The sequence below is a fragment of the Sphingopyxis indica genome (assembly GCF_032879645.1).
Lineage (GTDB): Bacteria > Pseudomonadota > Alphaproteobacteria > Sphingomonadales > Sphingomonadaceae > Sphingopyxis > Sphingopyxis indica.
Window position 1 is genome coordinate 2,780,061 of the sequence record NZ_CP076394.1, and the last position, 22,657, is coordinate 2,802,717.

Annotated in this window: 21 protein-coding genes; 15 read left to right on the forward strand and 6 right to left on the reverse strand. The window is 66.9% G+C overall.

Going from position 1 to position 22,657, the window contains the following annotated elements; translation table 11 throughout:
* Positions 1 to 62: 62 nt before the first annotated feature.
* Together KNJ79_RS13225 and KNJ79_RS13230 are read left to right on the forward strand one after the other, a co-directional pair.
* Positions 63 to 944 carry a UDP-2,3-diacylglucosamine diphosphatase gene (locus KNJ79_RS13225; protein ID WP_089214809.1) on the forward strand — a complete coding sequence of 294 codons (882 nt, stop codon included), beginning with the start codon at positions 63 to 65 and terminating at the stop codon, positions 942 to 944.
* The gene (locus tag KNJ79_RS13230; RefSeq protein ID WP_317151418.1) at positions 941 to 1,990 is read left to right on the forward strand and encodes a glycosyltransferase family 4 protein; all 1,050 of its coding nucleotides are present in this window, start codon (positions 941 to 943) and stop codon (positions 1,988 to 1,990) included. Before KNJ79_RS13225 ends, KNJ79_RS13230 begins: the two co-directional genes overlap by 4 nt.
* A gap of 192 nt (positions 1,991 to 2,182) precedes the next feature.
* Here KNJ79_RS13230 and KNJ79_RS13235 read toward each other — a convergent pair whose 3' ends face one another.
* Positions 2,183 to 4,678, reverse strand: a complete 2,496-nt coding sequence (locus tag KNJ79_RS13235) for a TonB-dependent receptor plug domain-containing protein (RefSeq protein ID WP_317151419.1) — start codon at positions 4,676 to 4,678, stop codon at positions 2,183 to 2,185.
* A 195-nt stretch (positions 4,679 to 4,873) separates the two neighbouring features.
* On the opposite strand from KNJ79_RS13235, the gene guaA reads away from it, so the two are divergent.
* The 8 genes from guaA to KNJ79_RS13275 all read left to right on the forward strand — a co-directional run bounded on the left by guaA (position 4,874) and on the right by KNJ79_RS13275 (position 13,554).
* Positions 4,874 to 6,460, forward strand: coding sequence for a glutamine-hydrolyzing GMP synthase (gene guaA, locus KNJ79_RS13240; protein WP_317151420.1), 1,587 nt, complete (start codon positions 4,874 to 4,876; stop codon positions 6,458 to 6,460).
* Positions 6,461 to 6,463: 3 nt separating this feature from the next.
* On the forward strand, positions 6,464 to 6,856 hold the full coding sequence (locus tag KNJ79_RS13245) for a VOC family protein (RefSeq protein WP_317151421.1): 393 nt from the start codon (positions 6,464 to 6,466) through the stop codon (positions 6,854 to 6,856).
* Between the two features lie 65 nt (positions 6,857 to 6,921).
* A complete protein-coding gene (locus tag KNJ79_RS13250) occupies positions 6,922 to 7,146 on the forward strand; it encodes a hypothetical protein (protein ID WP_089214814.1) in 225 nt (74 codons plus the stop codon).
* A gap of 54 nt (positions 7,147 to 7,200) precedes the next feature.
* Positions 7,201 to 7,686: a GFA family protein gene (locus tag KNJ79_RS13255; protein WP_317151422.1), complete on the forward strand. Its 486-nt coding sequence runs from the start codon at positions 7,201 to 7,203 to the stop codon at positions 7,684 to 7,686.
* Positions 7,683 to 8,864 (forward strand): formate-dependent phosphoribosylglycinamide formyltransferase, encoded by a 1,182-nt coding sequence (gene purT, locus KNJ79_RS13260; protein ID WP_317151423.1) that lies wholly within the window; start codon positions 7,683 to 7,685, stop codon positions 8,862 to 8,864. The genes KNJ79_RS13255 and purT overlap by 4 nt, the downstream gene beginning before the upstream one ends.
* Before the next feature lie 584 nt (positions 8,865 to 9,448).
* The gene (polA, locus tag KNJ79_RS13265; RefSeq protein WP_317151424.1) at positions 9,449 to 12,262 is read left to right on the forward strand and encodes a DNA polymerase I; all 2,814 of its coding nucleotides are present in this window, start codon (positions 9,449 to 9,451) and stop codon (positions 12,260 to 12,262) included.
* Positions 12,262 to 12,756 carry a hypothetical protein gene (locus tag KNJ79_RS13270; RefSeq protein ID WP_317153922.1) on the forward strand — a complete coding sequence of 165 codons (495 nt, stop codon included), beginning with the start codon at positions 12,262 to 12,264 and terminating at the stop codon, positions 12,754 to 12,756. Before polA ends, KNJ79_RS13270 begins: the two co-directional genes overlap by 1 nt.
* A 111-nt stretch (positions 12,757 to 12,867) precedes the next feature.
* Positions 12,868 to 13,554, forward strand: coding sequence for a CDP-alcohol phosphatidyltransferase family protein (locus KNJ79_RS13275; RefSeq protein ID WP_089214819.1), 687 nt, complete (start codon positions 12,868 to 12,870; stop codon positions 13,552 to 13,554).
* 2 nt (positions 13,555 to 13,556) lie between these two features.
* Here KNJ79_RS13275 and KNJ79_RS13280 read toward each other — a convergent pair whose 3' ends face one another.
* Positions 13,557 to 14,450 carry a prephenate dehydratase gene (locus KNJ79_RS13280; protein ID WP_317151425.1) on the reverse strand — a complete coding sequence of 298 codons (894 nt, stop codon included), beginning with the start codon at positions 14,448 to 14,450 and terminating at the stop codon, positions 13,557 to 13,559.
* Positions 14,451 to 14,626: 176 nt separating this feature from the next.
* Here KNJ79_RS13280 and KNJ79_RS13285 point away from each other — a divergent pair, with 176 nt between their 5' ends.
* Both KNJ79_RS13285 and KNJ79_RS13290 read left to right on the forward strand, forming a co-directional pair.
* On the forward strand, positions 14,627 to 15,277 hold the full coding sequence (locus KNJ79_RS13285) for a c-type cytochrome (protein WP_317151426.1): 651 nt from the start codon (positions 14,627 to 14,629) through the stop codon (positions 15,275 to 15,277).
* Positions 15,277 to 15,723: a c-type cytochrome gene (locus KNJ79_RS13290; protein WP_317151427.1), complete on the forward strand. Its 447-nt coding sequence runs from the start codon at positions 15,277 to 15,279 to the stop codon at positions 15,721 to 15,723. Before KNJ79_RS13285 ends, KNJ79_RS13290 begins: the two co-directional genes overlap by 1 nt.
* 240 nt (positions 15,724 to 15,963) lie before the next feature.
* Here the strand turns inward: KNJ79_RS13290 and KNJ79_RS13295 are convergent, their stop codons facing one another.
* Together KNJ79_RS13295 and KNJ79_RS13300 are read right to left on the reverse strand one after the other, a co-directional pair.
* Positions 15,964 to 16,833, reverse strand: coding sequence for an LOG family protein (locus KNJ79_RS13295; protein WP_317151428.1), 870 nt, complete (start codon positions 16,831 to 16,833; stop codon positions 15,964 to 15,966).
* 48 nt (positions 16,834 to 16,881) lie between these two features.
* Complete coding sequence (locus tag KNJ79_RS13300; RefSeq protein ID WP_394357181.1) at positions 16,882 to 17,577, reverse strand: extensin family protein; 696 nt, start codon at positions 17,575 to 17,577, stop codon at positions 16,882 to 16,884.
* A 175-nt stretch (positions 17,578 to 17,752) separates the two neighbouring features.
* Here KNJ79_RS13300 and KNJ79_RS13305 point away from each other — a divergent pair, with 175 nt between their 5' ends.
* The 3 genes from KNJ79_RS13305 to KNJ79_RS13315 all read left to right on the forward strand — a co-directional run bounded on the left by KNJ79_RS13305 (position 17,753) and on the right by KNJ79_RS13315 (position 21,878).
* On the forward strand, positions 17,753 to 18,877 hold the full coding sequence (locus KNJ79_RS13305) for a phosphoserine transaminase (protein WP_317151430.1): 1,125 nt from the start codon (positions 17,753 to 17,755) through the stop codon (positions 18,875 to 18,877).
* A 109-nt stretch (positions 18,878 to 18,986) separates the two neighbouring features.
* The gene (serA, locus tag KNJ79_RS13310) at positions 18,987 to 20,573 is read left to right on the forward strand and encodes a phosphoglycerate dehydrogenase (RefSeq protein WP_317151431.1); all 1,587 of its coding nucleotides are present in this window, start codon (positions 18,987 to 18,989) and stop codon (positions 20,571 to 20,573) included.
* 183 nt (positions 20,574 to 20,756) lie between these two features.
* Positions 20,757 to 21,878 carry an ATP phosphoribosyltransferase regulatory subunit gene (locus KNJ79_RS13315; RefSeq protein WP_317151432.1) on the forward strand — a complete coding sequence of 374 codons (1,122 nt, stop codon included), beginning with the start codon at positions 20,757 to 20,759 and terminating at the stop codon, positions 21,876 to 21,878.
* Between the two features lie 3 nt (positions 21,879 to 21,881).
* Here the strand turns inward: KNJ79_RS13315 and KNJ79_RS13320 are convergent, their stop codons facing one another.
* Positions 21,882 to 22,202: a hypothetical protein gene (locus KNJ79_RS13320; protein WP_317151433.1), complete on the reverse strand. Its 321-nt coding sequence runs from the start codon at positions 22,200 to 22,202 to the stop codon at positions 21,882 to 21,884.
* A complete protein-coding gene (locus KNJ79_RS13325) occupies positions 22,199 to 22,597 on the reverse strand; it encodes a DOPA 4,5-dioxygenase family protein (protein ID WP_317151434.1) in 399 nt (132 codons plus the stop codon). Before KNJ79_RS13325 ends, KNJ79_RS13320 begins: the two co-directional genes overlap by 4 nt.
* Positions 22,598 to 22,657: the final 60 nt, after the last annotated feature.

Genomic DNA, 22,657 nt, shown 5'->3' on the forward strand with positions numbered 1-22,657 from the left:
CCCCCTGTAACAAATCTCGTGTCTAGGCCGTGGGCAGCCAAAGGCTGTTTACGGAGTAGGACATGGCCTCGATTTCGACCCTGCCGATCCCCGCCCACTTTCCCGATCCCTACAGCGCCAAGCCGCATGTGCCCGAGCGCGTGATCGGCAAGCGGCGGAGCTATCGCACCGTGTGGGTCAGCGACATCCACCTGGGCACGCGCGGCTGCAACGCCCCGCTGTTGATCGACTTTTTCGACCATGTCGATTGCGAGACGCTCTATCTCGTCGGCGACATCATCGACGGCTGGCGGCTCAAGAAGCGGCATTTCTGGCCGCCCGAACATAATGACGTCGTGTGGCGCGTGCTCAAGCGCGCGAAGCGCGGCACGCGTGTGGTCTATGTCCCCGGCAACCATGACGAGATGGTCAAGCCCTTCGACGGCTTCAATTTCGGCGGCGTCGAAATTCTCCGCGAGGCGGTGCATGAAACCGCCGATGGCAAGAAGCTGCTGATCGTCCACGGCGACGAGTTCGATGCGGTGATGCTGGCGCACCGCTGGCTCGCCTTCGTCGGCGACGCCGCCTACACCGCGCTGATGAAGGCGAATGTGGTGGTGAACGCCATCCGCAACCGGCTCGGCCTGCCCTATTGGTCGCTGTCGAAGGTCGCCAAGCACAAGGTCAAGAATGCGGTCCAGTTCATCGGCCGCTATGAAGAGGTCGTCGCGCACGCCGCGCGCGCGCGCGGGGTCGACGGCGTCGTGTGCGGCCATATCCACAGCGCCGAAATGCGCGAGATCGAGGGCGCCCTCTATTATAACGACGGCGACTGGGTCGAAGGCTGTACCGCGCTGGTCGAACATCACGACGGGCGCATGGAAATCCTTCACTGGGCCGAGGAAGTCGCCTCGCGCGATGCACCGACCCCGATCGACCGGCAGGCTTCGGCGCGCGCTGCATGAGGATATTGATCGTCACCGACGCCTGGGAGCCGCAGGTCAACGGCGTCGTCCGCACGCTCCAGGCGACCGTGAGCGAATTGCGTGCCGGCGGGCACGAGGTCGAAATCGTCTCGCCCGACCTGTTCCGGTCGATCCCCTGCCCGACCTATGGCGAAATCCGCCTCGCCTTTGCCGGGCGGCGGGCGGTCGCGCGGCATATTCGCGCTTTCGCCCCGCACGCGATCCATATCTCGACCGAAGGGCCGCTTGGGCTCGCGGCGCGGCGCTGGTGCCTCAAGAACCGCTTTCCCTTCACCACCGCCTATCATACGCGCTTTCCCGACTATGTCGCGGCGCGGCTGCCGGTGTCGCCCGATCTGATATGGCGCTTCATCCGCTGGTTCCACCGGCCCGCGCGGCATATCATGGTCGCCACGCGCAGCCTGGCGCGCGAACTCGCCGAGCGAGGCCTCGGCCAGACGATGATGTGGGAACGCGGCGTCGATCACGCGCTGTTCCGCCCCGACCGGGCGCCGCATCCCGCCTTTGCCGGAGTGGCGCGCCCGATCCAGCTCTATGTCGGCCGCGTCGCCATCGAAAAGAATATCGAGGCGTTTCTCGAGACGAAACAGCCGGGCACGAAGGTGATCGTCGGCGACGGGCCGGCGCTGACCGAATTGCAGGCGCGCCATCCCGACGCGCTGTTCCTCGGCAAGCTCGGCGGCGAGACGCTCGCGGCGGCCTATGCCGGCGCCGACGTCTTCGTCTTTCCGAGCAAGACCGACACCTTCGGCCTCGTCGTCATCGAAGCGCTGAGCTGCGGAACGCCGGTCGCCGCCTATCCGGTCCCGGGGCCGGGCGACATCGTGACCGGGGGCGCAGGGGCGCTCGACGACGATCTCGACGTCGCGATTGCGCGGGCGCTGGCCTGCGCCCGCGACGATGCCGCCGCGCTGGGCGCGCGCTACAGCTGGTCGCGCTGCACCGCCCAGTTTCTGAACGCGCTGACCTTCGTGCCTTCGCAGTCGGCGGCCGGCGTCCCGGTCAGGACACCACGGCTCGCGTAGATTACAGGCGGCAGGAAGGACCGGTTGAGGGACAGTCTGCGTCTTATAGCTTCGTCATTCCCGCGAAAGCGGGGATCCAGAACGTGCGCCAGTTGACCCTACACTGGATTCCCGCTTTCGCGGGAATGACGAAGATGGGGGACGGCAGTTCACCATCTCGAAGCCGCCGTCCCCGCTCGTGATTTCGGCGACCTAAAAGGATTTCCGCCACTCCAGCTCGATATAGCGGCCGAGCGGGTCGGTGTAGCCGGGCTGGTAGCTGAGCGGCACAGCGCCGCCCGCGTCGGTTACCCTGCGCTGCGCGTCGAACAGATTGTCGATCGACAGCCGCAGCCGCGAATTTTTGAGGAAGGGCAGGTCGCCGGTGACCTTTGGCATCTGGCCGAAGTCGGCGAAGAAGCGCAGGTCGAAGGTCGCGAGCGGATGGAAGGTCAGGTCGCCGTTCGCGCCGCCGACGACGCTGCTGCCGCTGTCATATTTGGCGCGGACGCGCGCGCCGACCCCCTTGTAGAAGACGCCGCCGTCGAGTTCGACGAGGTTACGGTTGGAGCCCCCGCCGCTGCCGGTCGCCGATCCGTTCAGCAGGTCGAGTTCGGGGACGCCCGGACGGATGAGCACCGTGTCGGTGAGCTTGAACGTATGATAGAGCGAGACCTGCCAGCGGCCGCCCTGCGGCCGTCCGAAGCCTCGTCCACCGCCGCGCCGTCCCATGCCGCGACCGCCGCGAGGGGGGCCACCGCTGCTCGCGCCGGGCGGCGGCCCGGCCTGCTGTGCTTCGCCCGCGCTGCCTTCGCGCCGCGGCGGGGCGTCACCCCCTTCGGGCGGCGGTCCGCCAGGCGGCGGAGCCTCCGTCGATCGTTCGCGGCGGCTGCTCTCGCCGGGGCCGGTTTTCGGCTCCCCGAAGCTCTTGCCGAAATTGAAGCCCCAGCGGATCTGCGAATTGGTCGCGCGGTCGAAATTGACCGGGCGCAGGTCGACCGCGAGCAGGGTGCCGTCGGTATCGCGCACCACGCGGTCGGGAAAGGCCGCCTCGATCTCGGGGGTGAGCAAGGGAAAGCTGTTCGCCGTATCGTCGCTGCGATTATGGTTATAGTCGATCGAGAAGCTCAGCCCGTCGAGCATCGGCACGTCCCAGTTGAGACCGAGCTTGATGTCCTGCCGCTTTTCGGTGAGCAGGTCGGGGTTGCCGCCAGTGATTGTCGTGATCTCGACCGTCTGGCCCGTGGCGAAATCATAGGTGGTCACGCCATCGGTGGTCAGCGGAGCGGCGCCGAGCTGGGTCATCGACGGCGCCGCCTCGTCGCGCTTGTAGCTCGCGATCAGCGACAGATTGCCGGTAAGCCCCCAGTTGAAGGTCGCGCCCCAGCTCGTCAGCGCCGAAAAGTCGCTCGGACGCTCGGCCTGGGCGTTGAGGGTCAGCGACAGCCGGCCGACCTTGCCGACATTATAGTCGGGGTCGAGCAGCGGCACGGTGAGCGATCCGAAGACGCTCGGCGTATCGCGGCCGAGGTCGCTCGTCGTGATGTCGCCCCCGGTCGCCGCGCGGCTGTCGTAGCGCGCGCTGGTGAAGCCGCCGGTGATCGACGCCTGAAGCGGCCCCGCCCACCCCTCGATCACGCTGCCCGAAATATTGGCATTGGCGCCGATATTGCGCTGGCTGCTGTCGAAGCGGTCGGTCGTGCCGCCCGTCCGGTCGGTGAAGATGCGCTGATCGCTGTCCGAATAATTGCCGGTGACCGACCAGCGCCAGCTGTCGAGCATGCCGTTGACGCTCGCCGAGCCCTCCCAATTCTGGGTGCGGCTGTCGCGGCGCAGCGGATCGCCGGGACCTCCGTCGCCGGGGCCGAGCAGCGCCAGGCTGTCGGTCTGGTCGAAGCGCAGGCTTCCCTGCACGTCGGTAACCTTGTCGAGATTGCGGACGATCGTGCCTTCGATCCTATATTCGTCGCTCGCCGGGAGCAGGCTGCGCGCCGGGGCTTCGGCGGCGCGGTCGGCGCTTTCATATTGAAGGTCGCGCTCGCTTTCGAGCAGCATCGTCTGATGCTCCCAGCTTGCGTTGAGGTTGAGCCGGCCCGTCTCGCCGATCGCGATGAAGCCGGGTTCGAGCTCGCTCTTGAATTGCCCGCCCTGCGTCGGCACCCCGGCTTCGGCTTCGGCCGAAATCTGCCGGAAATTCGGCTTGAGCACGATGTTGACCACGCGCTCGGTCGCGGCATAGCCATATTGCAGCGCGACCTCTTCGGGGAAGACCTCGACCTTGGCGATTGCCTCGGGCGGAATATTGCGGACCGCGCCGAACCCCGAAATGCGGCGACCGTTGACGAGCAGCACCGGCCGGCCGCTGCCGCGTCCGCGCCCCGAACGGGTGATCGGCTCGATCGCGGCGAGCAGCTCCTCGACCGACGACACGCCGTAGCTCGCGACCGCCGCCTCGTCGAGTTCGACCTCGGCGGCGAAATCAGTGTCGAGCTGGCCCGCAAGGCGCTGTCCGGTGACGACGATCTCCTCCTCGTCGTCATAATCCTGATCGTCCGGGTCGGGACTAGCCACCTCTTCCGCAGGGGGCTCGGTCGACGCCGCCGCCGCCGGAAGCATAGCCTCGCTATGCGCGAAGGCCGGTACGGCCAGCGAGGCGGCGGTCGTCAACAGCAGCGCGCGGGAGGTCGTCGAGAGGCGATATTTTTTCATCGGGAGAGGAGCCTTCTATTATATTTCTGTGCGTCATGTCTTAGCCGGCGCGGCTGAATACAGCCTGATGCCTTTTTGCCCCGCGGGTTCATCTGGTTGCAATTTGTCGCAACAATATGGCAGTGCCACCGCTGCTCCACGAACGGGCGATAGCGACCGCTGGACAGCATGGCCGCGGCTCTTTATCGGCCACCCATGCCGACTCCAGATGCCCCGCCCGCTCCCGAATCCATCCTGATCGTCGACTTCGGCAGTCAGGTCACCCAGCTCATCGCCCGCCGCGTCCGCGAGGCCGGCGTCTATAGCGAGATCGTCCCGTTCAGCGCCGCCGAAGCCGCGCTCGAACGGATGCAACCGAAGGGCGTGATCCTGTCGGGATCGCCGGCGTCGGTCCCCGCCGCGGGCAGCCCGCGCGCGCCGCAGTCGGTGTTCGACAGCGGCGTGCCGATCCTCGGCATCTGTTACGGCCAGCAGGTGATGAGCGAGCAGCTCGGCGGGCGCGTCGAGCCCGGCGGCAGCGACGGCGAGCGCGACGGCGAATTCGGCCGCGCCTTCCTGACCGTCACCGAACCTTGCGTGCTGTTCGACGGCCTGTGGGAGGTCGGCGAGCGCCACCAGGTGTGGATGAGCCACGGCGACCGCGTGACCGAGTTCGCCCCCGGCTTCCGCATCGTCGCGGTCAGCGACGGCGCGCCCTTCGCGCTGATCGCCGACGACGAACGCCGCTATTATGGCACTCAATTCCACCCCGAGGTCGTCCATACCCCCGACGGCGCCAAGCTGATCGCCAATTTCGTCCGCCACGTCTGCGGCTGTTCGGGCGACTGGACGATGGCGGAGTTCCGCGCGACGAAGATCGCCGAGATCCGTGAACAGGTCGGCGACCAGCGCGTGCTGTGCGGCCTGTCGGGCGGCGTCGACAGCGCGGTCGCGGCGGTGCTGATCCACGAGGCGATCGGCGAGCAGCTCACTTGCGTCTTCGTCGACCATGGCCTCCTGCGGATGAACGAGCGCAAGCAGGTCGAGGAGCTGTTCCGCGGCCATTACAATATCCCGCTTGTCGTCGTCGACGCCGAGGCGCGCTTCATGGCGGGGCTCGCAGGCGTCACCGACCCCGAGAAAAAGCGCAAGTTCATCGGCGCCGAATTCATCAACGTCTTCGAAGAGGAAGCGAAGAAAATCGGCGGCGCCGACTTCCTCGCGCAAGGCACGCTCTATCCCGACGTGATCGAGAGCGTGTCGTTCACCGGCGGCCCGAGCGTCACGATCAAGAGCCACCACAATGTCGGCGGCCTGCCCGAGCGGATGAACATGAAGCTCGTCGAACCGCTGCGCGAACTGTTCAAGGACGAGGTGCGCCTGCTCGGCAAGGAGCTTGGGCTTCCCGACATCTTCGTCGGCCGCCACCCCTTCCCCGGCCCCGGCCTCGCGATCCGCATCCCCGGCGAGGTGTCGAAGGAGCGCTGCGACATCTTGCGCAAGGCCGACGCCATCTATCTCGAAGAAATCCGGAACGCGGGCCTCTATGACGCGATCTGGCAGGCCTTCGCGGTGCTGCTCCCGGTCAAGACCGTCGGCGTGATGGGCGACGGGCGCACCTACGATCATGTCTGCGCGCTGCGCGCGGTGACTTCGACCGACGGCATGACCGCCGACATCTACCCCTTCGACGCGAGCTTCCTCTCGCGCTGCGCGACGCGGATCATCAACGAGGTGCAGGGGATCAACCGCGTGGTATACGACTATACGTCGAAGCCGCCTGGGACGATCGAGTGGGAGTAAGGCATGACCATCGCCTATATCACCATCGGCACCAACGACATGGCGCGCTCCCGGATCTATTATGATGCGGTGATGCCGCATCTCGGCGGACGGCTGGATGTCGAGTATGGCGATCAGGCCTGTTGTTATGTGATGCGCGACGAAAGGCGCGTCTGGATCGGCAAGCCGCAAGACGGCCAGCCCGCGACGGCGGGGAACGGCATCATGCCCGGATTTCTGTGCGACGACCCGGCGGCGGTCGATGCCGCCCATGCGGCGGCGCTGGCACATGGCGGAACCAATGAGGGCGACCCCGGTCCGCGCCCTCTCTACGGGCCGGATTTTTACGGCGCTTATGCTCGCGACCCCGAAGGGAACAAGATGAGCTTCGTCCATTTCGGCTTGTCGGACGCTTGACCAAACCGTTGGGCTGAGCGAACTTCCACCTTCGTTCGCCCTGAACTTGTCGAGGGAGGTAGGGTATGACTGAAACAACCTCCGCGCTCATCGACGAAATCGCCAATGAGGTTGCGGCGCTTGGCACGGTCCTGTTCGCCGCCGCGAACGCCAACGGGGATGGCGCAGGTGTCAGCGAAGCGATCCGCAGCGTCGCATATCTTCTGGATGATTATCGGAATATCGAAGGCGAGGACCCGGCTCCAAGCCTGATCACGCGCCAGCTTCGCATCAATGGTTTGACCGGATGACAGCCGACGCCAACATCCGGCGCTACCCCGTGCCCTTCGTCTGAGGAAAGCAAGATGGACCGGATCGAAACTCACGCCTCCGGCGGCTGCCAGTGCGGCGCGGTGCGTTATCATGCGAGCGCGATGCTCGACACGTCGCACATCTGCCATTGCCGCATGTGCCAGAAGGCGGCGGGCAATTATTTCGCGGCGCTCGTCGGCATTCCGCGCGATGCGCTGACCTGGACGCGCGGGACGCCCGCAGTCTTCAAAAGCTCCGACCCGGTCGCGCGCGGCTTCTGCCGCGACTGCGGGACCCCGCTCTATTACGACTATCTGGAGAGCAGGCATCTGAGCGTCACGACGGGCTCGCTCGACGACCCCGCGCGCTTTCCGCCGAAGATGCAGTTCGGCGTCGAGGGCCGGATGCCGTGGTTCGACACGCTTCCCGGCCTGCCGCAGGAAGGGACGACCGAGGAAACGATGCGCGCGCAGGTCGGCGCGATCGCGGCTACCAACCATCAGCATCCCGACCACGACACGGAAAATTGGCCCGAATGACCCCCACCGCGAAGATATTGCTCCTCGGCTCGGGCGAGCTTGGCCGCGAGTTCGTGATCTCGGCGAAGCGGCTCGGCTGTCATGTCGTCGCATGCGACAGCTATGCCGGCGCGCCGGCGATGCAGGTCGCCGACGAAGCCGAGGTGTTTTCGATGCTCGGCGGCGACGCGCTGCGCGCCGCGATCGAAAAGCACCGCCCCGACCATGTCGTGCCCGAGATCGAGGCGATCCGCACCGAGGTGCTCGCCGAGCTGGAAGCCGAGGGCGTCCATGTCGTCCCCTCGGCGCGCGCCGCGCAGTTGACGATGAACCGCGACGCCATCCGCGACCTCGCCGCGAGCGAGCTCGGCCTCGCCACCTCGACCTTCGAATATGCGACAAGCCGCGACGAACTCGCCGCAGCCGCGACGCGCATCGGCTTTCCCCTCGTCGTGAAGCCGGTGATGTCCTCGTCGGGCAAGGGGCAAAGCACGGTGAAGGACGCCGCCGGCATCGACGCCGCGTGGGACTATGCCGCCGCCGGGATGCGCGGCGACCGGCTGCGCGTGATCGCCGAGGCGTTCGTCGACTTCGATTATGAGATCACTTTGCTCACCGTGCGGCACAAGGATGGCGTCGCCTTCTGCCCGCCGATCGGTCACCGGCAGGAGCGCGGCGACTATCGCGAAAGCTGGCAGCCCGCCGCGATGTCGGCGGCGGCGCTGCGATCGGCGCAGGAGATGGCGGCGAAGGTCGTCGATGCGCTCGGCGGCCACGGCATCTTCGGGGTCGAATTTTTCGTCAAGGGCGACGCGGTGATCTTCTCCGAACTCAGCCCGCGCCCGCACGACACCGGCATGGTCACGCTGATCTCGCAGGATCTGTCCGAATTCGACCTTCACGCGCGCGCGATCCTGGGCCTGCCGATCCCCGCCGTGGCGCTGCGCGGTGCGAGCGCGAGCGCGGTGCTGCTTGCCGACCGCGATGCCGAGGATTTCGCGATCACCGGGCTGGCCGAAGCCTTAACCCCGCCGGACGCCGGCACCGCGGTCGATGTGCGCATTTTCGGCAAGCCGGTGACGCGTCCGTATCGCCGCATGGGCGTCGCGCTGGCGCGGGTCGATGGCGGCACCACCGACGACGCGCGCGCCGGGGCGGTTGCGGCGGCGGGGAAGCTGGCGATCGACTATCGGGGGTAGGCTGCGGAGTGGCGGGACGGCTGCAGCCGACCGATTGCTGCCGTCAGGCCATCACCAGATTCGCGCAGAGACGCAGAGAACGCAGAGGGCAAGCGTAAAATCTCTGCGTTCTCTGCGTCTCTGCGCGAAATGTTTGGAAAGGCGGCATCCGACCGGTTGCCGCCCTTCTTAAGCCCCTCCTCTTCAGAGGAGGGGTTTGGGGTGGTGGGCAACGGTGAAGGCGCACCACCCCGCTGCGACTAACGCGCAAAGCGCGTAAGTCTCGCTGCCCCTCCTCTGAAGAGGAGGGGTTGGCGCAACGTCTCGAATCCACCCCTAAGCCGACTTCGAAAAAAAACGCTGTCCTACATCATTCGGCTGTGCCAGCCTTCGTCTCGGCTCTTTCGATATGTGGATAAAGGCAGTCACGGCCCGGTTTACGGATGCGGGCGGGAGCCGGTGCGGCATGTTTGCCAAACGCGACCAATCGGCGGCTGCACAAGGCTGAACTTTGCTGAACTTTGCAACGACGACGCGGACCCGGCCCGCAACACACGCACCGACGCAGCTAGGCCGCCCCCCTTCCCCCTGCTACACCCCGCGCCATGTCCACGAAGAATCACCTCTATCTGGTCGATGGCTCCAGCTATATCTTTCGCGCCTATCACCGCCTGCCGCCGCTGACGAACCCGAAGGGCGTGCCCGTCGGCGCGGTCTATGGCTATACGACGATGCTGTGGAAGCTCGCGAAGGAGCTGCACGAAGCCGACGGGCCGACGCACCTCGCGGTGATCCTCGACCATTCGAGCGAATCCTTCCGCAACGAAATCTATGACCAGTACAAGGCGAACCGGCCCGAGCCGCCCGAGGATCTGATCCCGCAATTCCCGCTGATCCGCGACGCGACGCGCGCCTTTTCGCTGCCGTGCATCGAGATGGCGGGCTATGAGGCCGACGATCTGATCGCGAGCTATACCGAGGCCGCCGTCCGCGAAGGCTGGGACGTCACCATCGTCTCGTCCGACAAGGATCTGATGCAGCTGGTGCGCGAAGGCGACGGCGCCCCGCAGGTCGATATGCTCGATACGATGAAGAATGTCCGGCTCGGCATCGAAGCGGTGGAGGAGAAGTTCGGCGTCGGCCCCGAGCTGGTCGGCGACATTCTCGCGCTGATGGGCGATGCGGTCGACAATGTGCCCGGCGTGCGCGGCGTCGGGCCAAAGACCGCGACCAAGCTGATCCTCGAATATGGCGACCTCGAAAAAGCGCTGCTGGGCGCGGCGACGATGAAGCCGTCGAAGCTGCGCGACAATCTGATCGAACATGCCGAGATGGCGCGGCTGTCGCGCATACTCGTCGAGTTGAAGCGCGACTGTCCGCTTCCCGACCCGCTCGACGCCTTGAAGCTCGGCGCGATCCCGCCCGCGCCGCTCAAGGCCTTTCTCGACGAACACGGCTTCCGCTCGCTCTCGGCGAAGCTCGACGTCGGCGCCGCGCCGGGCGGTCCGCCGACCCCGCCGCGCGCGGGCGACGAACCCGCTGCGCCCGCCGAGGCGCCGGCATCGACCCCGACCTTGCCGCCAATGCCGCCCATCGACCGCTCGCTATACGAATGCGTGACCAGCATCGACGCGCTCGATCGCTGGATCGCCGAGGCGAAGGCCGCGCATGTCGTCGGGGTCGATACCGAGACCGCGAGCCTCGACAGCGTGACCGGTGCGCTCGTTGGGGTGAGTCTGTCGACCGCGCCGGGGCGCGCCTGCTACATCCCGCTCGGCCACGGCGGCACCGACATGTTCGCCGAACGCCCCGATCAGATCGCGATGGCCGATGCGCTGCCGCGGCTGGCCACGCTCTTCGCCGACGATGCGGTGCTCAAGGTCGGGCATAACCTCAAATATGACATCGGCGTGCTCGCGCAGCACGGGCTCGTCATCGCACCCTATGACGACACGCTGGTGATGAGCTTCGCGCTCGATGCCGGCAAGCAGCAGCACGGGCTCGACGAACTGGCGAAGCTCCACCTCGATCACACCTGCCTGACCTTCAAGGAGATGTGCGGGACGGGCAAGTCGCAGATCAGCTTTGCCGAAGTGCCGCTCGACCGCGCGACCCAATATGCCGCCGAGGATGCCGAGGTCGCGCTGCGCCTGTGGAAACTGCTGAAACTCCGCCTGCCGCTCGAGGGCGGGACGCGCATCTATGAAATGGTCGACCGCCCGCTCGTCGCGACGGTCGAGGCGATGGAGCGCGCGGGGATCATGGTCGACCGCGACTATCTGGCGAAACTGTCGGCCGAGTTTGCGGGCGAGATGCTGCGCATGGAGGGCGAGATCCACGCCCTCGCCGGCCAGCCCTTCACGATCGGCAGCCCGAAGCAGCTCGGCGAGATATTGTTCGACAAGATGGGGCTGAAGGGCGGGCGCAAGGGCAAGTCGGGCGTGTGGTCGACCGACCAGAACGAGCTCGAACGGCTCGAACGCGACGGGGTGCCGATCGCGCGCAAGATTTTGGAATGGCGCCAGCTCGCGAAGCTGAAGTCGACCTATACCGACGCCTTGCAGGAACAGATCAACGCGAAGACCGGGCGCGTCCACACGAGCTACAGCCTCGTCGGCGCGCAGACCGGGCGGTTGTCGTCGACCGATCCGAACCTCCAGAATATCCCGATCCGCACCGAGGTCGGCCGCCAGATCCGCGACGCCTTCATCGCCGCGCCGGACCATGTGCTCATCGCCGCCGACTATAGCCAGATCGAGCTCAGGCTTGCGGCGCATATGGCCGATGTGCCCGAACTCAAACAGGCGTTCGCCGAGGGGCAGGACATTCACGCCGCGACCGCGATCGAGCTGTTCGGCGAGGTCAATCGCGACACGCGCGCGCGCGCCAAGACGGTGAATTTCTCGATCCTCTATGGCATTTCGCGCTGGGGCCTCGCGGGGCGGCTCGAGATCACGCCCGACGAGGCGCAGGCGCTGATCAGCCGCTATTTCGAGCGCTTCCCCGGCATTTCGGACTATATACAGACGACGCTGGAGGGCGCGCGCGAGCGCGGCTATACCGAGACGCTGTTCGGGCGGAAGACCTGGTTCCCGCGCATCAAGGCGGCGAGCCAGAACGAGCGGCAGGGCAGCGAGCGCGCCGCGATCAATGCGCCGATCCAGGGCACCAGCGCCGACCTGATCAAGCGCGCGATGGCGCGGATGCCGAACGCGCTGGCCGATGCGGACCTGAGCGACGTCAAGATGCTGCTCCAGGTCCACGACGAACTCGTGTTCGAGGCGCCCGCCGGCAAGGCCGAGGCCGCGGGCGCAGTCATCCGCCGCGTGATGATGAGCGCCGCCGAGCCGGTGCTGACGCTGTCGGTGCCGCTCGAGGTCGAAATCGGCACGGGCGCGAGCTGGGGCGACGCGCATTGATGTTCGCGCTGCTGCTGCTCGCCGCCCAGTCGATCGCTCCGCTCCCGCCCGCCGCGCCGGCCGGCGCCGAAGCAGCGGCGCCTCCGCCCGTTGCCGAGGCGGACGTGCGCGAATATGCGGCGATCATCGGACGCAAGGCGGTGGGCAAGCCCGTCAGCGGCCCCTTTGGCACCGCCGACAAGGTGCTGGTCCTCGCGCGCGACGACAAGGGCTATCCGGTCGTCGGCGCGAGCTTCGGCTATCCGGTGCGCGACAGCTTGCCCCCGCCACCGGGCGGCGCGCTGGCGGTGGTGCGGCTGCACCAGAAACCGAGCACGATCGTCCCCGGCCCGACCGACGACGATCGCGCTTTCGTCGCCGCGAACAGGCTTCCGCTATTCGTGATCGGCGAATGGCAGCGCCCGGCACCGATGTGGGAAGTCGCGTGGCTCGACGGCGCGGTGCGCATCCGCTCGATCGGCGAGGTCGGCGAGATCGGGCCGTGGCAGGACTGATCGGCGCGACAGATTGCGCCCCCCGCCCTTTCAATGGGCCGCCCCCGCGTCTATGACGATGCGGTGACGTCTGGCTGACGCAGATGTGACAGCCACCGACGAAAGGCCCGCATGACCCTCCATTCACCCCATTCCGCCGCCAAGATCCAACCGCCGACGCGCATTCAGCAGAATATTCTCGCGCGCGGCGAGCGGCGGGTGCTCAACTGGCTGTGCGCCCGGCTTCCCGCCTGGGTGACGCCCGACCAGCTCACTCTGCTCGGCTTCCTCGGCGCGGCGCTCGTCGCCGCGGGCTATATGCTGAGCTGGATCGACGACGAATGGCTCGGCCTGTCGCTCGCGGGCTATCTCATCAACTGGTTCGGCGATTCGCTCGACGGCAGCCTCGCGCGCTGGCGGCGGATCGAGCGGCCGGCTTATGGCTATTTCGTCGACCACAGCGTCGACGGACTCGCGATCCTGCTGATCGTCGGCGGGATCGGGGCGAGCCCCTATTTCCGGCTCGACGTCGCGCTGCTCGGGGCGGTCGGCTATCTGCTGCTCGCGATCCACACCTTCCTCTCGGCAAAGGTGCTCGGCGAGTTTCGCCTGTCCTATATGGCGGGCGGACCGACCGAACTCCGGCTGGTGCTGATGGCGATGACGATGGTCATGCCGCTGGTCGGCGGCGCGACGGTGCTCGGCACCGATTTTTCGGCGTTCGACCTGTTCGGCCTCGTCGTCGCGAGCATCCTCGTCACGCTGTTCGTCGTCCAGAGCCTCGCCACCGCGAAGCTGCTCGCCGCGCGCGGCGGCTGAGCTCAGCCGCGCACGCGCGCCATCGGATAGGTGCCGAGCAGGGTCAGCGACTTGGTCTGGAAATCGAGTTCCTCGAGCGCACGGTCGACCGTTTCTTCGCCGGGCGCGCCGACGATATCGGCATAGAATTTGGTCGCCGCGAAGCTGCCCCCGACCTGATAGCTTTCGAGCTTGGTCATGTTGACACCGTTCGTCGCGAAGCCGCCAAGCGCCTTGTAGAGCGCGGCGGGGACATTCTTCACCTCGAAGACGAAGGTGGTCATCAGCGGCGCGCCCGTAGCCGCGCCGGGGGCCAGCGGCTCGCGCGCCAGCACGACGAACCGCGTCATATTATGGTCGGCGTCCTCCATGCCGGTGCCATGCAGGGTCAGCCCGTAGAGTTCGGCCGCGTGCGGCGGCGCGAGCGCGGCGAGGCCGACCTCGTCGCTGTCGGCGACCCACGCCGCCGCGCCCGCGGTGTCGCTGTGCGCGACGGGCGAGATATTGTGGGTGCGCAGCCAGTTCCGGCACTGGCCGAGCGCCTGTTCATGGCTCATCGCGCGGGTGACGGGGCCGAGGTCGCGGCTCATCAGGCCATAGCGGATCGGCAGGAAATGCTCGCCGACGATGTGCAGCCCGGAATCGGGGAGCAGGAAGTGGATGTCGGCGACGCGGCCGTGCAGGCTGTTCTCGATCGGGATGATCGCGCGGGCGACGCGGCCGTCGCGGACGGCGTCGATCGCATCCTCGAAGGCGTAGCAGGGAAGCGGCAGCGCCTGCGGATCATATTCGCGCGCGGCAAGGTCGCTGTTCGCGCCGGGCGCGCCCTGAAACGCCAGCCCGCGTGCGGGATCGGCGAGCGCCGCCGCCTTCATCCCGTCGACCAACCGCTGCGCCGAAGCCGAATAGCTGCCCATATCTGCCTTCCTGAAGTGCGCCGCGGCGCATAGCGGGCGACCGCACCGCGCGCAACCTTGCCCGCGTGCGCGAAACCGCGTTCATCCCCTTGCGCCGCCGCGCGCGCGTCAGTAAGGGAGCGACCAATTCTATCAAGCGCGCCGACAAGGGGGCGCCAGCGAACGGGGCTGCACGCATGGACAATCGCAACAACACTATTGCCGGATGGGTCTTGTTTGCCGGCATTTGCGCGCTCGGGCTGTCGATCGGCTCGGGCATGGTGTTTGCGACCCACCACCCCGAAAAGGAAGGCTATCCGATCGAGGATAGCGAAGCCGGCGCCGGCGGCGAAGCGGCAACTCCGCTCCCCAATCTGCTCGCCGCGGCCGACCCCGCGAAGGGCGAAGCGGTATTCGCCAAATGCGCGGCGTGCCACACCGTCAACCAGGGCGGCGCCAATGGCATCGGCCCCAACCTCTATGGCACGATGGGCGAGGAAATCGGCCACGGCAAGCAGGGCTTTGCCTTTTCGGCAGCGCTCGCGGGTGTCGGCGGAAGCTGGGACTTCGAAAAGATGGACGCATGGCTGACCAGCCCGCGCAAGTTCGCGCCGGGAACGAAAATGTCGTTCGCAGGCCTGTCGAGCCCCGAGGACCGTGCCAATCTGATGATCTATCTGAATTCGCAGGGATCGAACCTGCCGCTGCCCGCACCGGTCGAAACCGCCGCGGCGGAAGGGGGCGAAGAAGCTGCGGCCGCTGCGGCCGAGGGTGATGCGGCCCCGGCCGAAGCCGCTGCCGCACCGGCAGAAGGCGAAGCGCCCGCTCCGGCCGAAGCCAAGAAATAATGCGCGCCGCGCCCGTCCTGCTGGCGGGCGCGCTCATCGCCGCGTCGCTCGGCGGCTGCGGCAAGGCGAGCAAGCCTGACGAAGCCCCGGCGGCGCAGTCTGCGCCGGCCGAGCCCCCTGCACCTGCTGCGATCGAACCGACCGCGGCGATGGGCGAGCAGATTTTCCGTCGCTGCATGGCGTGCCACACGGTCGACAAGGGCGGCGCGAACGGCATTGGCCCGAACCTCCACGGCGTGGTCGGCCGCACGGTCGCCGCGCATCCGGGCTTTTCCTATTCGGGCGCGATGAAGGGTAAAGGCGGCGTGTGGGACGAAACCGCGCTCGACGCCTTTCTCGAAGATCCGATGAAGACGCTCCCCGGCACGCGCATGGCATTTGCCGGCGTCATCGACGCAGCGGATCGCGAGGCGTTGATCCTGTATCTGAAAACGCAGTCCGAATAGCCCCTCCTCTTCGGAGGCGATTATAATATCTGCAAATGCGCGTCGGCTTTGGGGTGGGGAGGAGCTGCCGTTCGACAAAACCCCTCCTCTTCAGAGGAGGGGCAGCGAGACTTGGGAGCTTGCTCCCTAGTCGCAGCGGGGTGGTGCATGGCGTCTTGCGCGCTGTCGCGCGCCACCACCCCAACCCCTCCTCTGAAGAGGAGGGGCTTGAGAACGTCCCGTCCGGCCCGAAAGCGACCCTCAATCCTCGGCATTCTCGTAGAAATGCTGGATGATGCTCCACGCCTCTTCCGCCGTTTCGACGAAGGCGAAGAGGTCGAGGTCGCGGGCGCTGACGACGCCTTCTTCGACCAGCGCGTCGAAATTGACGACGCGGTGCCAGAACTCCTTGCCGAACAGGAGCACGGGGATCGGCTTGATCTTTCCGGTCTGGATCAGCGTCAACAGCTCAAACGTCTCGTCGAAGGTGCCGAAGCCGCCCGGAAAGACGCACACCGCGCGCGCGCGCAGCAGGAAGTGCATCTTGCGCAGCGCGAAATAGTGAAACTGAAAGCTGAGGTCGGGGGTGACGAAGCGGTTCGGCGCCTGCTCGTGCGGCAGGACGATATTGAGGCCGATCGATTCGCGCCCCTCGTCGGCGGCGCCGCGGTTCGCGGCCTCCATGATCGACGGGCCGCCGCCCGAGCAGACGACGAAATGACGGCACCCCTTGTCGTCGCACGGATATTGGCTCGCGAGCCGCGCGAGCGCGCGCGCTTCGTCATAATATTTGGCCTTGGCCTTCAGCCGGCGCGCGATGTTGCGGCTTTCGTCATCGGTCGCGGCCGCTTCGAGGCCGTCGGCGACGCCCGGTTCGGGAATGCGCGCCGAGCCATAGATGACGAGCGTGGATTCGATTCCCGCTTCCTCGAGCAGCAATTCGGGCTTGAGCAGTTCGAGCTGGAAGCGGACCGGGCGCAGATCCTCGCGCAGCAGGAAGTCGGTATCCTGAAAGGCGAGCCGATAGGCCGCGCTCGCGGTCTGCGGGGTGGAGAGCGCCTGCTTCGCGAACTGGGCGTCGTCCTTCGCCTTGTGAAAGCGCGAGCGGTGCGGTTGTTTGTCTTCTGCCATCCGCGAGCGGCTAGCCGCTCCGCATGACTTTGCCAAGACGAACCCGCGTCAGCGGCAATAGCCGTTGCCGCTCATGTCGAGATGGAAGTGATTATAGTGCGCCGCATTATAGTCGGGGCTGAGTACGGTGCCGAAGCGGCGGCACGCCGATGTGTGCAGCGCGCGCAGGAACTGCTGCGACGATTTGTCGCCGTTCCACCCGCCGTCGAGCATGATCCGCCGGCCATCGGCGAGCACGAAGCCCGAGACGTCGACAGCGTTCGACAGCGCATGCTGCGACAGCCGGCCAGAGCGGCCGCCATAGATATTGCGGCAGCTGTAGGTGCCGAAGGTTTCGACCCTTACCACCTCGGTCCTGAAATAGAGGCGCGCCGCGGGGCGCACGGCATATTCGACCCACGCGGCGAAATTGCGCGCGAGCGGACAGGTCATCGGCCCCAGATTGGTGACCGGGGTGCCGATGTCGAGCAGCTTCACCGAATCGATCGACGTGCAGCCGCCGCCGTGATCCGCATTGGGCAGCGGGGTGAATTTCACCCCCGCTTGCTGGAGGTCGGCGGCGCATTGCCGCGCCGCCGCGCTGGTGAAGGAGGGGGTGAGGGTCGCCTGCGGGCGCGACGACGGACTGGCAGCCGGGCGCTGCGACGCGCTGCGCTTCATCGCATCGGGGGTTCCCGAGCAGGCCGCGACGGCCAATGCGGCAGCAACCGCCACAAGGGTCCGCGGCCGGTGGGCCAGGGTCATCGCCATGGCGCCAACCTACCGAAAATCTGGTTAACAAGCTGCAAAGCATTTGCTCGGCTCACCGAAAATTTCGCACGGGCAGCGCAATTTGTTTGACTCGTGCGCGCTCGCCCTTAAACGCGGCGCCGGGCCACGCGGTCCCAACGCCGCGCGTGCTCTCTGTAAGGAGAGTTTTATGATTGACGCCACGAAGCCGCAGGTGCGCCCTGCGCGCGCCACTTTCTCTTCCGGTCCCTGCGCGAAGCCGCCGGGCTGGTCCCCCGAAAAAATTTCCACCGAATCGCTCGGCCGTTCGCATCGCGCGAAGATCGGCAAGGCGCGCCTCCAATATTGCATCGACCTGATGCGCGAGGTGCTGCAATTGCCCGACACCCACCGCATCGGCATCGTCCCCGGATCGGACACCGGCGCCTTCGAAATGGCGATGTGGACGATGCTCGGCGCGCGCCCGGTGACGACGCTGGCGTGGGAGAGCTTCGGTGAGGGCTGGGTCACCGATGCCGCCAAGCAGCTCAAGCTCGACCCGACGATTATCCGCGCCGATTACGGCCTGCTTCCCGACCTCAGCCAGATCGACTGGTCGAACGACGTGCTCTTCACCTGGAACGGCACGACTTCGGGCGTCCGCGTTCCGAATGGCGGCTGGATCGCCGATGACCGGCAGGGCCTGAGCTTCGCCGACGCGACCAGCGCGGTGTTCGCCTATGACCTGCCGTGGGACAAGATCGACGTCGCGACTTTCAGCTGGCAGAAAGTGCTCGGCGGCGAAGGCGGCCACGGCGTGCTGATCCTCGGCCCCCGCGCGGTCGAACGCCTCGAAAGCCATACTCCTGACTGGCCGCTGCCCAAAGTGTTCCGCCTGACCAAGGGCGGCAAGCTGGTCGAGGGCGTGTTCAAGGGCGAGACGATCAACACGCCGTCGATGCTCGCGGTCGAGGATGCGATCTTCGCACTCGAATGGGCGAAGTCGCTCGGCGGGCTCGACGGGCTGAAGGCACGCAGCGATGCGAACGCCGCGGCGCTCGATGCGATCGTCGAGGCGCGCGACTGGCTGAGCCACCTCGCCGCCGATCCCGCGAGCCGGTCGAAGACGTCGGTGTGCCTGTCGGTCGCCGGAGCGGATGCGGATTTCATCAAGAAATTCGCCGGCCTGCTCGAAGCCGAAGGCGCGGCATACGACATCGCGGGCTATCGCGACGCGCCTCCGGGGCTGCGCATCTGGTGCGGCGCCACCGTCGACACCGCCGATATCGAAGCGCTCGGCCCGTGGCTCGACTGGGCTTACGCTTCGCTCAAGTGATTTCTGTGTGTCCCCGCGGAGGCGGGGACCCATCTCCTGCCATTTCATTCCGCAAGCATCGGGAGCTGGGCTCCCGCCTTCGCGGGAGCACACGGAAGGTATTATTCCAATGACCACACCCAAAGTCCTCATCAGCGACAAGATGGACCCCAAGGCCGCGCAGATCTTCAAGGAACGCGGCATCGACGTCGACGTCATCACCGGCAAGACGAAGGACGAGCTGATCGCCATGATCGGCGATTATGACGGGCTCGCGATCCGCTCGGCAACGAAGGTCACCGCCGACGTCCTCGCTGCGGCAACGAAGCTGAAAGTTGTCGGGCGCGCGGGCATCGGGGTCGACAATGTCGACATAGCCGAAGCGTCGAAAAAGGGCGTCGTCGTGATGAACACGCCGTTCGGCAACTCGATCACCACCGCCGAACATGCGATCGCGATGATGTTCGCGCTCGCGCGCCAGATCCCCGAAGCCAATGCGCTGACGCAGGCGGGTAAATGGCCGAAGAACGACTTCATGGGCGTCGAACTGACGCAGAAGACGCTCGGCCTGATCGGCTGCGGCAATATCGGCAGCATTGTCGCCGAGCGCGCGCTGGGGCTGAAGATGAAGGTCGTCGCCTTCGACCCCTTCCTGACCCCCGAGCGCGCGATCGAACTCGGCGTCGAAAAGGCCGATCTCGACACGTTGCTGGCAAGAGCCGACTTCATCACGCTGCACACGCCGCTCACCGACCAGACGCGCAACGTGCTGTCGAAGGAGAATCTCGCCAAGACCAAGAAGGGCGTGCGGATCATCAATTGCGCGCGCGGCGGGCTGATCGACGAGGCGGCGCTCAGGGACGCGCTCGATTCGGGCCATGTCGCGGGCGCGGCGCTCGACGTGTTCGCGACCGAGCCGCCGGCGGCCGACCATCCGCTGTTCGGTGCGCCGAACTTCATCTGCACCCCGCACCTCGGCGCGTCGACCGACGAGGCGCAGGTCAATGTCGCGATTCAGGTCGCCGAGCAGATTTCGGACTATCTGCTCACCGGCGGGATCACCAACGCGCTCAACGTGCCGAGCCTGTCGGCCGAGGAAGCGCCGAAGCTGCGCCCCTATATGAGCCTCGCCGAAAAGCTCGGCAGCCTCGTCGGCCAGCTCGCGCACGACAATCTCAACACCATCTCGATCGAGGTCGAGGGCGCGGCGGCCGAGCTCAACATGAAGCCGATCACCGCGGCGGTGCTCACCGGGCTGATGCGGCGCTATTCGGACAGCGTCAACATGGTCAACGCGCCGCATCTCGCGCGCGAGCGCGGAATGGACGTGCGCGAAGTGCGCCACGATCGCGAAGGCGACTATCACACGCTGATCCGCGTCACCGTCGCGACGAGCCAGGGCGACCGCTCGGTCGCGGGCACGCTGTTCAGCAACAACGACCCGCGCCTCGTCGAGATGTTCGGGATCAAGGTCGAGGCCGACCTTGCGGGCGACATGCTCTATATCGTCAACGAGGACGCGCCGGGCTTTATCGGCCGCATCGGCGGCACGCTCGGCGATGCCGGGCTCAACATCGGCACCTTCCACCTCGGCCGCCGCGCCGCGGGGGGCGAAGCGGTGCTGCTGCTCAGCCTCGATTCGCCCATGCCCGAACCCTTGCTGTGGCAGATTTGCCAGCTTCCCGGCGTCAAGACGGTGAAGGGGCTGAAGTTTTAGGCCAACGCCCCCCTCCCCTTCAGGGGAGGGGCAGCGAGACTTGCGAGCTTGCTCGCTAGTCGCAGCGGGGTGGGCAAACGCACCGCCAGATGCTCGCTTCGCTCGCGCCCACCCCCAACCCCTCCCGCAAGCGGGAGGGGAGATTTGTTGAACTCGCAGCCCCGCCATCCTAAGGCCACCGCAATGACCAAGGCCCCCGCCCTGCTGCCCGAAGGCCTCCGCGACCGCCTGCCCGCGCAGGCGGAAGCGGCGTCGCGCGTGACGCGCGCGCTCGTCGATGCGATGCGATCGCACGGCTATGGCCGGGTCGCGCCGCCGCTCGCCGAATTTCGCGAGACGCTGGGCGGCGACGACGAGCGCGCCTCGCGCGACCTGCTGCGCTTCACCGATCCGGTGTCGCAGCGCACGATCGCGCTGCGCCCCGACATGACGCGGCAGGTCGGCCGCATCGCCACCTCGCTGCTCGCGCAGGCGCCGCGACCGCTGCGGCTCTGCTATGCGGGGCAGGTCGTCAAGCTGCGCGCGAGCCAGCTTCGCCCCGCGCGCGAAATGTTGCAGGTCGGCGCCGAGCTGATCGGCAGCGACAGCGTCGCCGCGGCGCGCGAGATCGTCGGCGTCGCGATCGACGCGCTCGAGGCGGCGGGGATCGGGCCGGTGACGCTCGACTTCACCCTTCCCGACGTCGTCGACCTGCTCGCGGGCGGGCCGCTGCCGGTTGCGGTCGACCGCGACGAACTGCGCGACGAACTCGATGCCAAGGATGCCGGCGCGCTGATCCGCATCGGCGCCGAGGCCTATCTGCCGCTGCTCCGCGCGACCGGCCCGTTCGACCGCGCGATCGCCGACCTGCGCGCTTTCGACACCGCGGGCGTGCTGACGAGCCGCCTCGACGCGATCGAGGCGATCGCCGCGCCGATCCGCGATCGCGTCGCGCTGACGCTCGACCCGACCGAGCGCCACGGTTTCGCCTATCAAAGCTGGTTCGGTTTCTCGATCTTCGTCCCCGGACAGGGCGCCCACGTCGGATTGGGCGGCAGCTATGCGATCCCGGTCGGCGGCGGGCAGGAAGAGCCCGCGGTCGGCTTTTCGCTCTATCCCGACCCGCTGATCGACGAAGGGCTGGCGCAGGAGGACGAGCGCGAGCGGCGGATTTTCCTGCCGCTCGGCCACGACGCCGCGATCGCCGCAAGCCTGCGCGCCGACGGCTGGCGCACCGTCGCGGCGCTCACCGGCGCCGACGATGCCACGCGGCTGGGCTGTGGTTACAGCCTCGGCCCCGACGGGCCCGTTGCGCTCCCCGAATAGGCGTTATTCCGTCGCTTCCGCCGGACAGTCCAGCTCGCCCGGAATCACATCGAAATGGCGCGGTCCGACCATGCCCGCGGGCGCCGGCCTTTCGACGATCGCGACCGGCAGGAAACAGGTGCCGGCCGAGACGCGGTAGAGGTCGGGACGGACATATTCGATCCGGTCGACCTGCTGATCGTCGGGAAGGAGCGCCTGAACCTCGCTGCTCTCCAATATCGCCTTCAACTCGGCAAGCCGCTGATATTTGGGCGGTAGTGCCGCCGTGGCGGGGATCGCGGCAAACAGGAATCCGATGGCGAGAGTCGTCGGCAATCTCTTCATTCTATCCCTCCGTCATTCTGAAAATCCGCCCGTCCAAATCGCGGCACGCCCTTGTTCTGGCCCGGCGGGTCGAGAACGGTGGTGTCCAGATCGAGCGGTTCGCCGATCCAGTGCGCGAGCGTCGTATGGTCGGCGAGGTCGTCGTCGGTGAGCGGATGAACCAGCGCGCGCAGCCCCGCCGCTTCGATTCGCGACGTGACCGCTTCGACCGAGCATGCGCGGAAATGCACCTCATATTGCGGACACGGGTGCGGTCCGACCGGGCGATCGGTCATCGGGCCGACGAGCAGGATCGCCGGATCGCCCGCCAATGCGTCGCGCAGCGCAGCGGCGGCGGGGCGCTCGGCGGGATCGTAATAGATGTGGGCGTGATAGGGGGCGTCGGGATCGGTCATCCCATGCAGCTAGCAAATAGTTTCCGCAAAAGGGAGGGCATCGTTCGCAAAGCCTTGCCC

What these genes read in the sequence shown, in the direction of transcription:
- KNJ79_RS13225 (WP_089214809.1), top strand. Translation starts at nt 63, where the DNA reads ATGGCCTCGATTTCGACCCTGCCGATCCCCGCCCACTTTCCCGATCCC.
- KNJ79_RS13230 (WP_317151418.1), top strand. Translation starts at nt 941, where the DNA reads ATGAGGATATTGATCGTCACCGACGCCTGGGAGCCGCAGGTCAACGGC.
- KNJ79_RS13235 (WP_317151419.1), bottom strand. Translation starts at nt 4,678, where the DNA reads ATGAAAAAATATCGCCTCTCGACGACCTCCCGCGCGCTGCTGTTGACG.
- guaA (WP_317151420.1), top strand. Translation starts at nt 4,874, where the DNA reads ATGCCGACTCCAGATGCCCCGCCCGCTCCCGAATCCATCCTGATCGTC.
- KNJ79_RS13245 (WP_317151421.1), top strand. Translation starts at nt 6,464, where the DNA reads ATGACCATCGCCTATATCACCATCGGCACCAACGACATGGCGCGCTCC.
- KNJ79_RS13250 (WP_089214814.1), top strand. Translation starts at nt 6,922, where the DNA reads ATGACTGAAACAACCTCCGCGCTCATCGACGAAATCGCCAATGAGGTT.
- KNJ79_RS13255 (WP_317151422.1), top strand. Translation starts at nt 7,201, where the DNA reads ATGGACCGGATCGAAACTCACGCCTCCGGCGGCTGCCAGTGCGGCGCG.
- purT (WP_317151423.1), top strand. Translation starts at nt 7,683, where the DNA reads ATGACCCCCACCGCGAAGATATTGCTCCTCGGCTCGGGCGAGCTTGGC.
- polA (WP_317151424.1), top strand. Translation starts at nt 9,449, where the DNA reads ATGTCCACGAAGAATCACCTCTATCTGGTCGATGGCTCCAGCTATATC.
- KNJ79_RS13270 (WP_317153922.1), top strand. Translation starts at nt 12,262, where the DNA reads ATGTTCGCGCTGCTGCTGCTCGCCGCCCAGTCGATCGCTCCGCTCCCG.
- KNJ79_RS13275 (WP_089214819.1), top strand. Translation starts at nt 12,868, where the DNA reads ATGACCCTCCATTCACCCCATTCCGCCGCCAAGATCCAACCGCCGACG.
- KNJ79_RS13280 (WP_317151425.1), bottom strand. Translation starts at nt 14,450, where the DNA reads ATGGGCAGCTATTCGGCTTCGGCGCAGCGGTTGGTCGACGGGATGAAG.
- KNJ79_RS13285 (WP_317151426.1), top strand. Translation starts at nt 14,627, where the DNA reads ATGGACAATCGCAACAACACTATTGCCGGATGGGTCTTGTTTGCCGGC.
- KNJ79_RS13290 (WP_317151427.1), top strand. Translation starts at nt 15,277, where the DNA reads ATGCGCGCCGCGCCCGTCCTGCTGGCGGGCGCGCTCATCGCCGCGTCG.
- KNJ79_RS13295 (WP_317151428.1), bottom strand. Translation starts at nt 16,833, where the DNA reads ATGGCAGAAGACAAACAACCGCACCGCTCGCGCTTTCACAAGGCGAAG.
- KNJ79_RS13300 (WP_394357181.1), bottom strand. Translation starts at nt 17,577, where the DNA reads ATGACCCTGGCCCACCGGCCGCGGACCCTTGTGGCGGTTGCTGCCGCA.
- KNJ79_RS13305 (WP_317151430.1), top strand. Translation starts at nt 17,753, where the DNA reads ATGATTGACGCCACGAAGCCGCAGGTGCGCCCTGCGCGCGCCACTTTC.
- serA (WP_317151431.1), top strand. Translation starts at nt 18,987, where the DNA reads ATGACCACACCCAAAGTCCTCATCAGCGACAAGATGGACCCCAAGGCC.
- KNJ79_RS13315 (WP_317151432.1), top strand. Translation starts at nt 20,757, where the DNA reads ATGACCAAGGCCCCCGCCCTGCTGCCCGAAGGCCTCCGCGACCGCCTG.
- KNJ79_RS13320 (WP_317151433.1), bottom strand. Translation starts at nt 22,202, where the DNA reads ATGAAGAGATTGCCGACGACTCTCGCCATCGGATTCCTGTTTGCCGCG.
- KNJ79_RS13325 (WP_317151434.1), bottom strand. Translation starts at nt 22,597, where the DNA reads ATGACCGATCCCGACGCCCCCTATCACGCCCACATCTATTACGATCCC.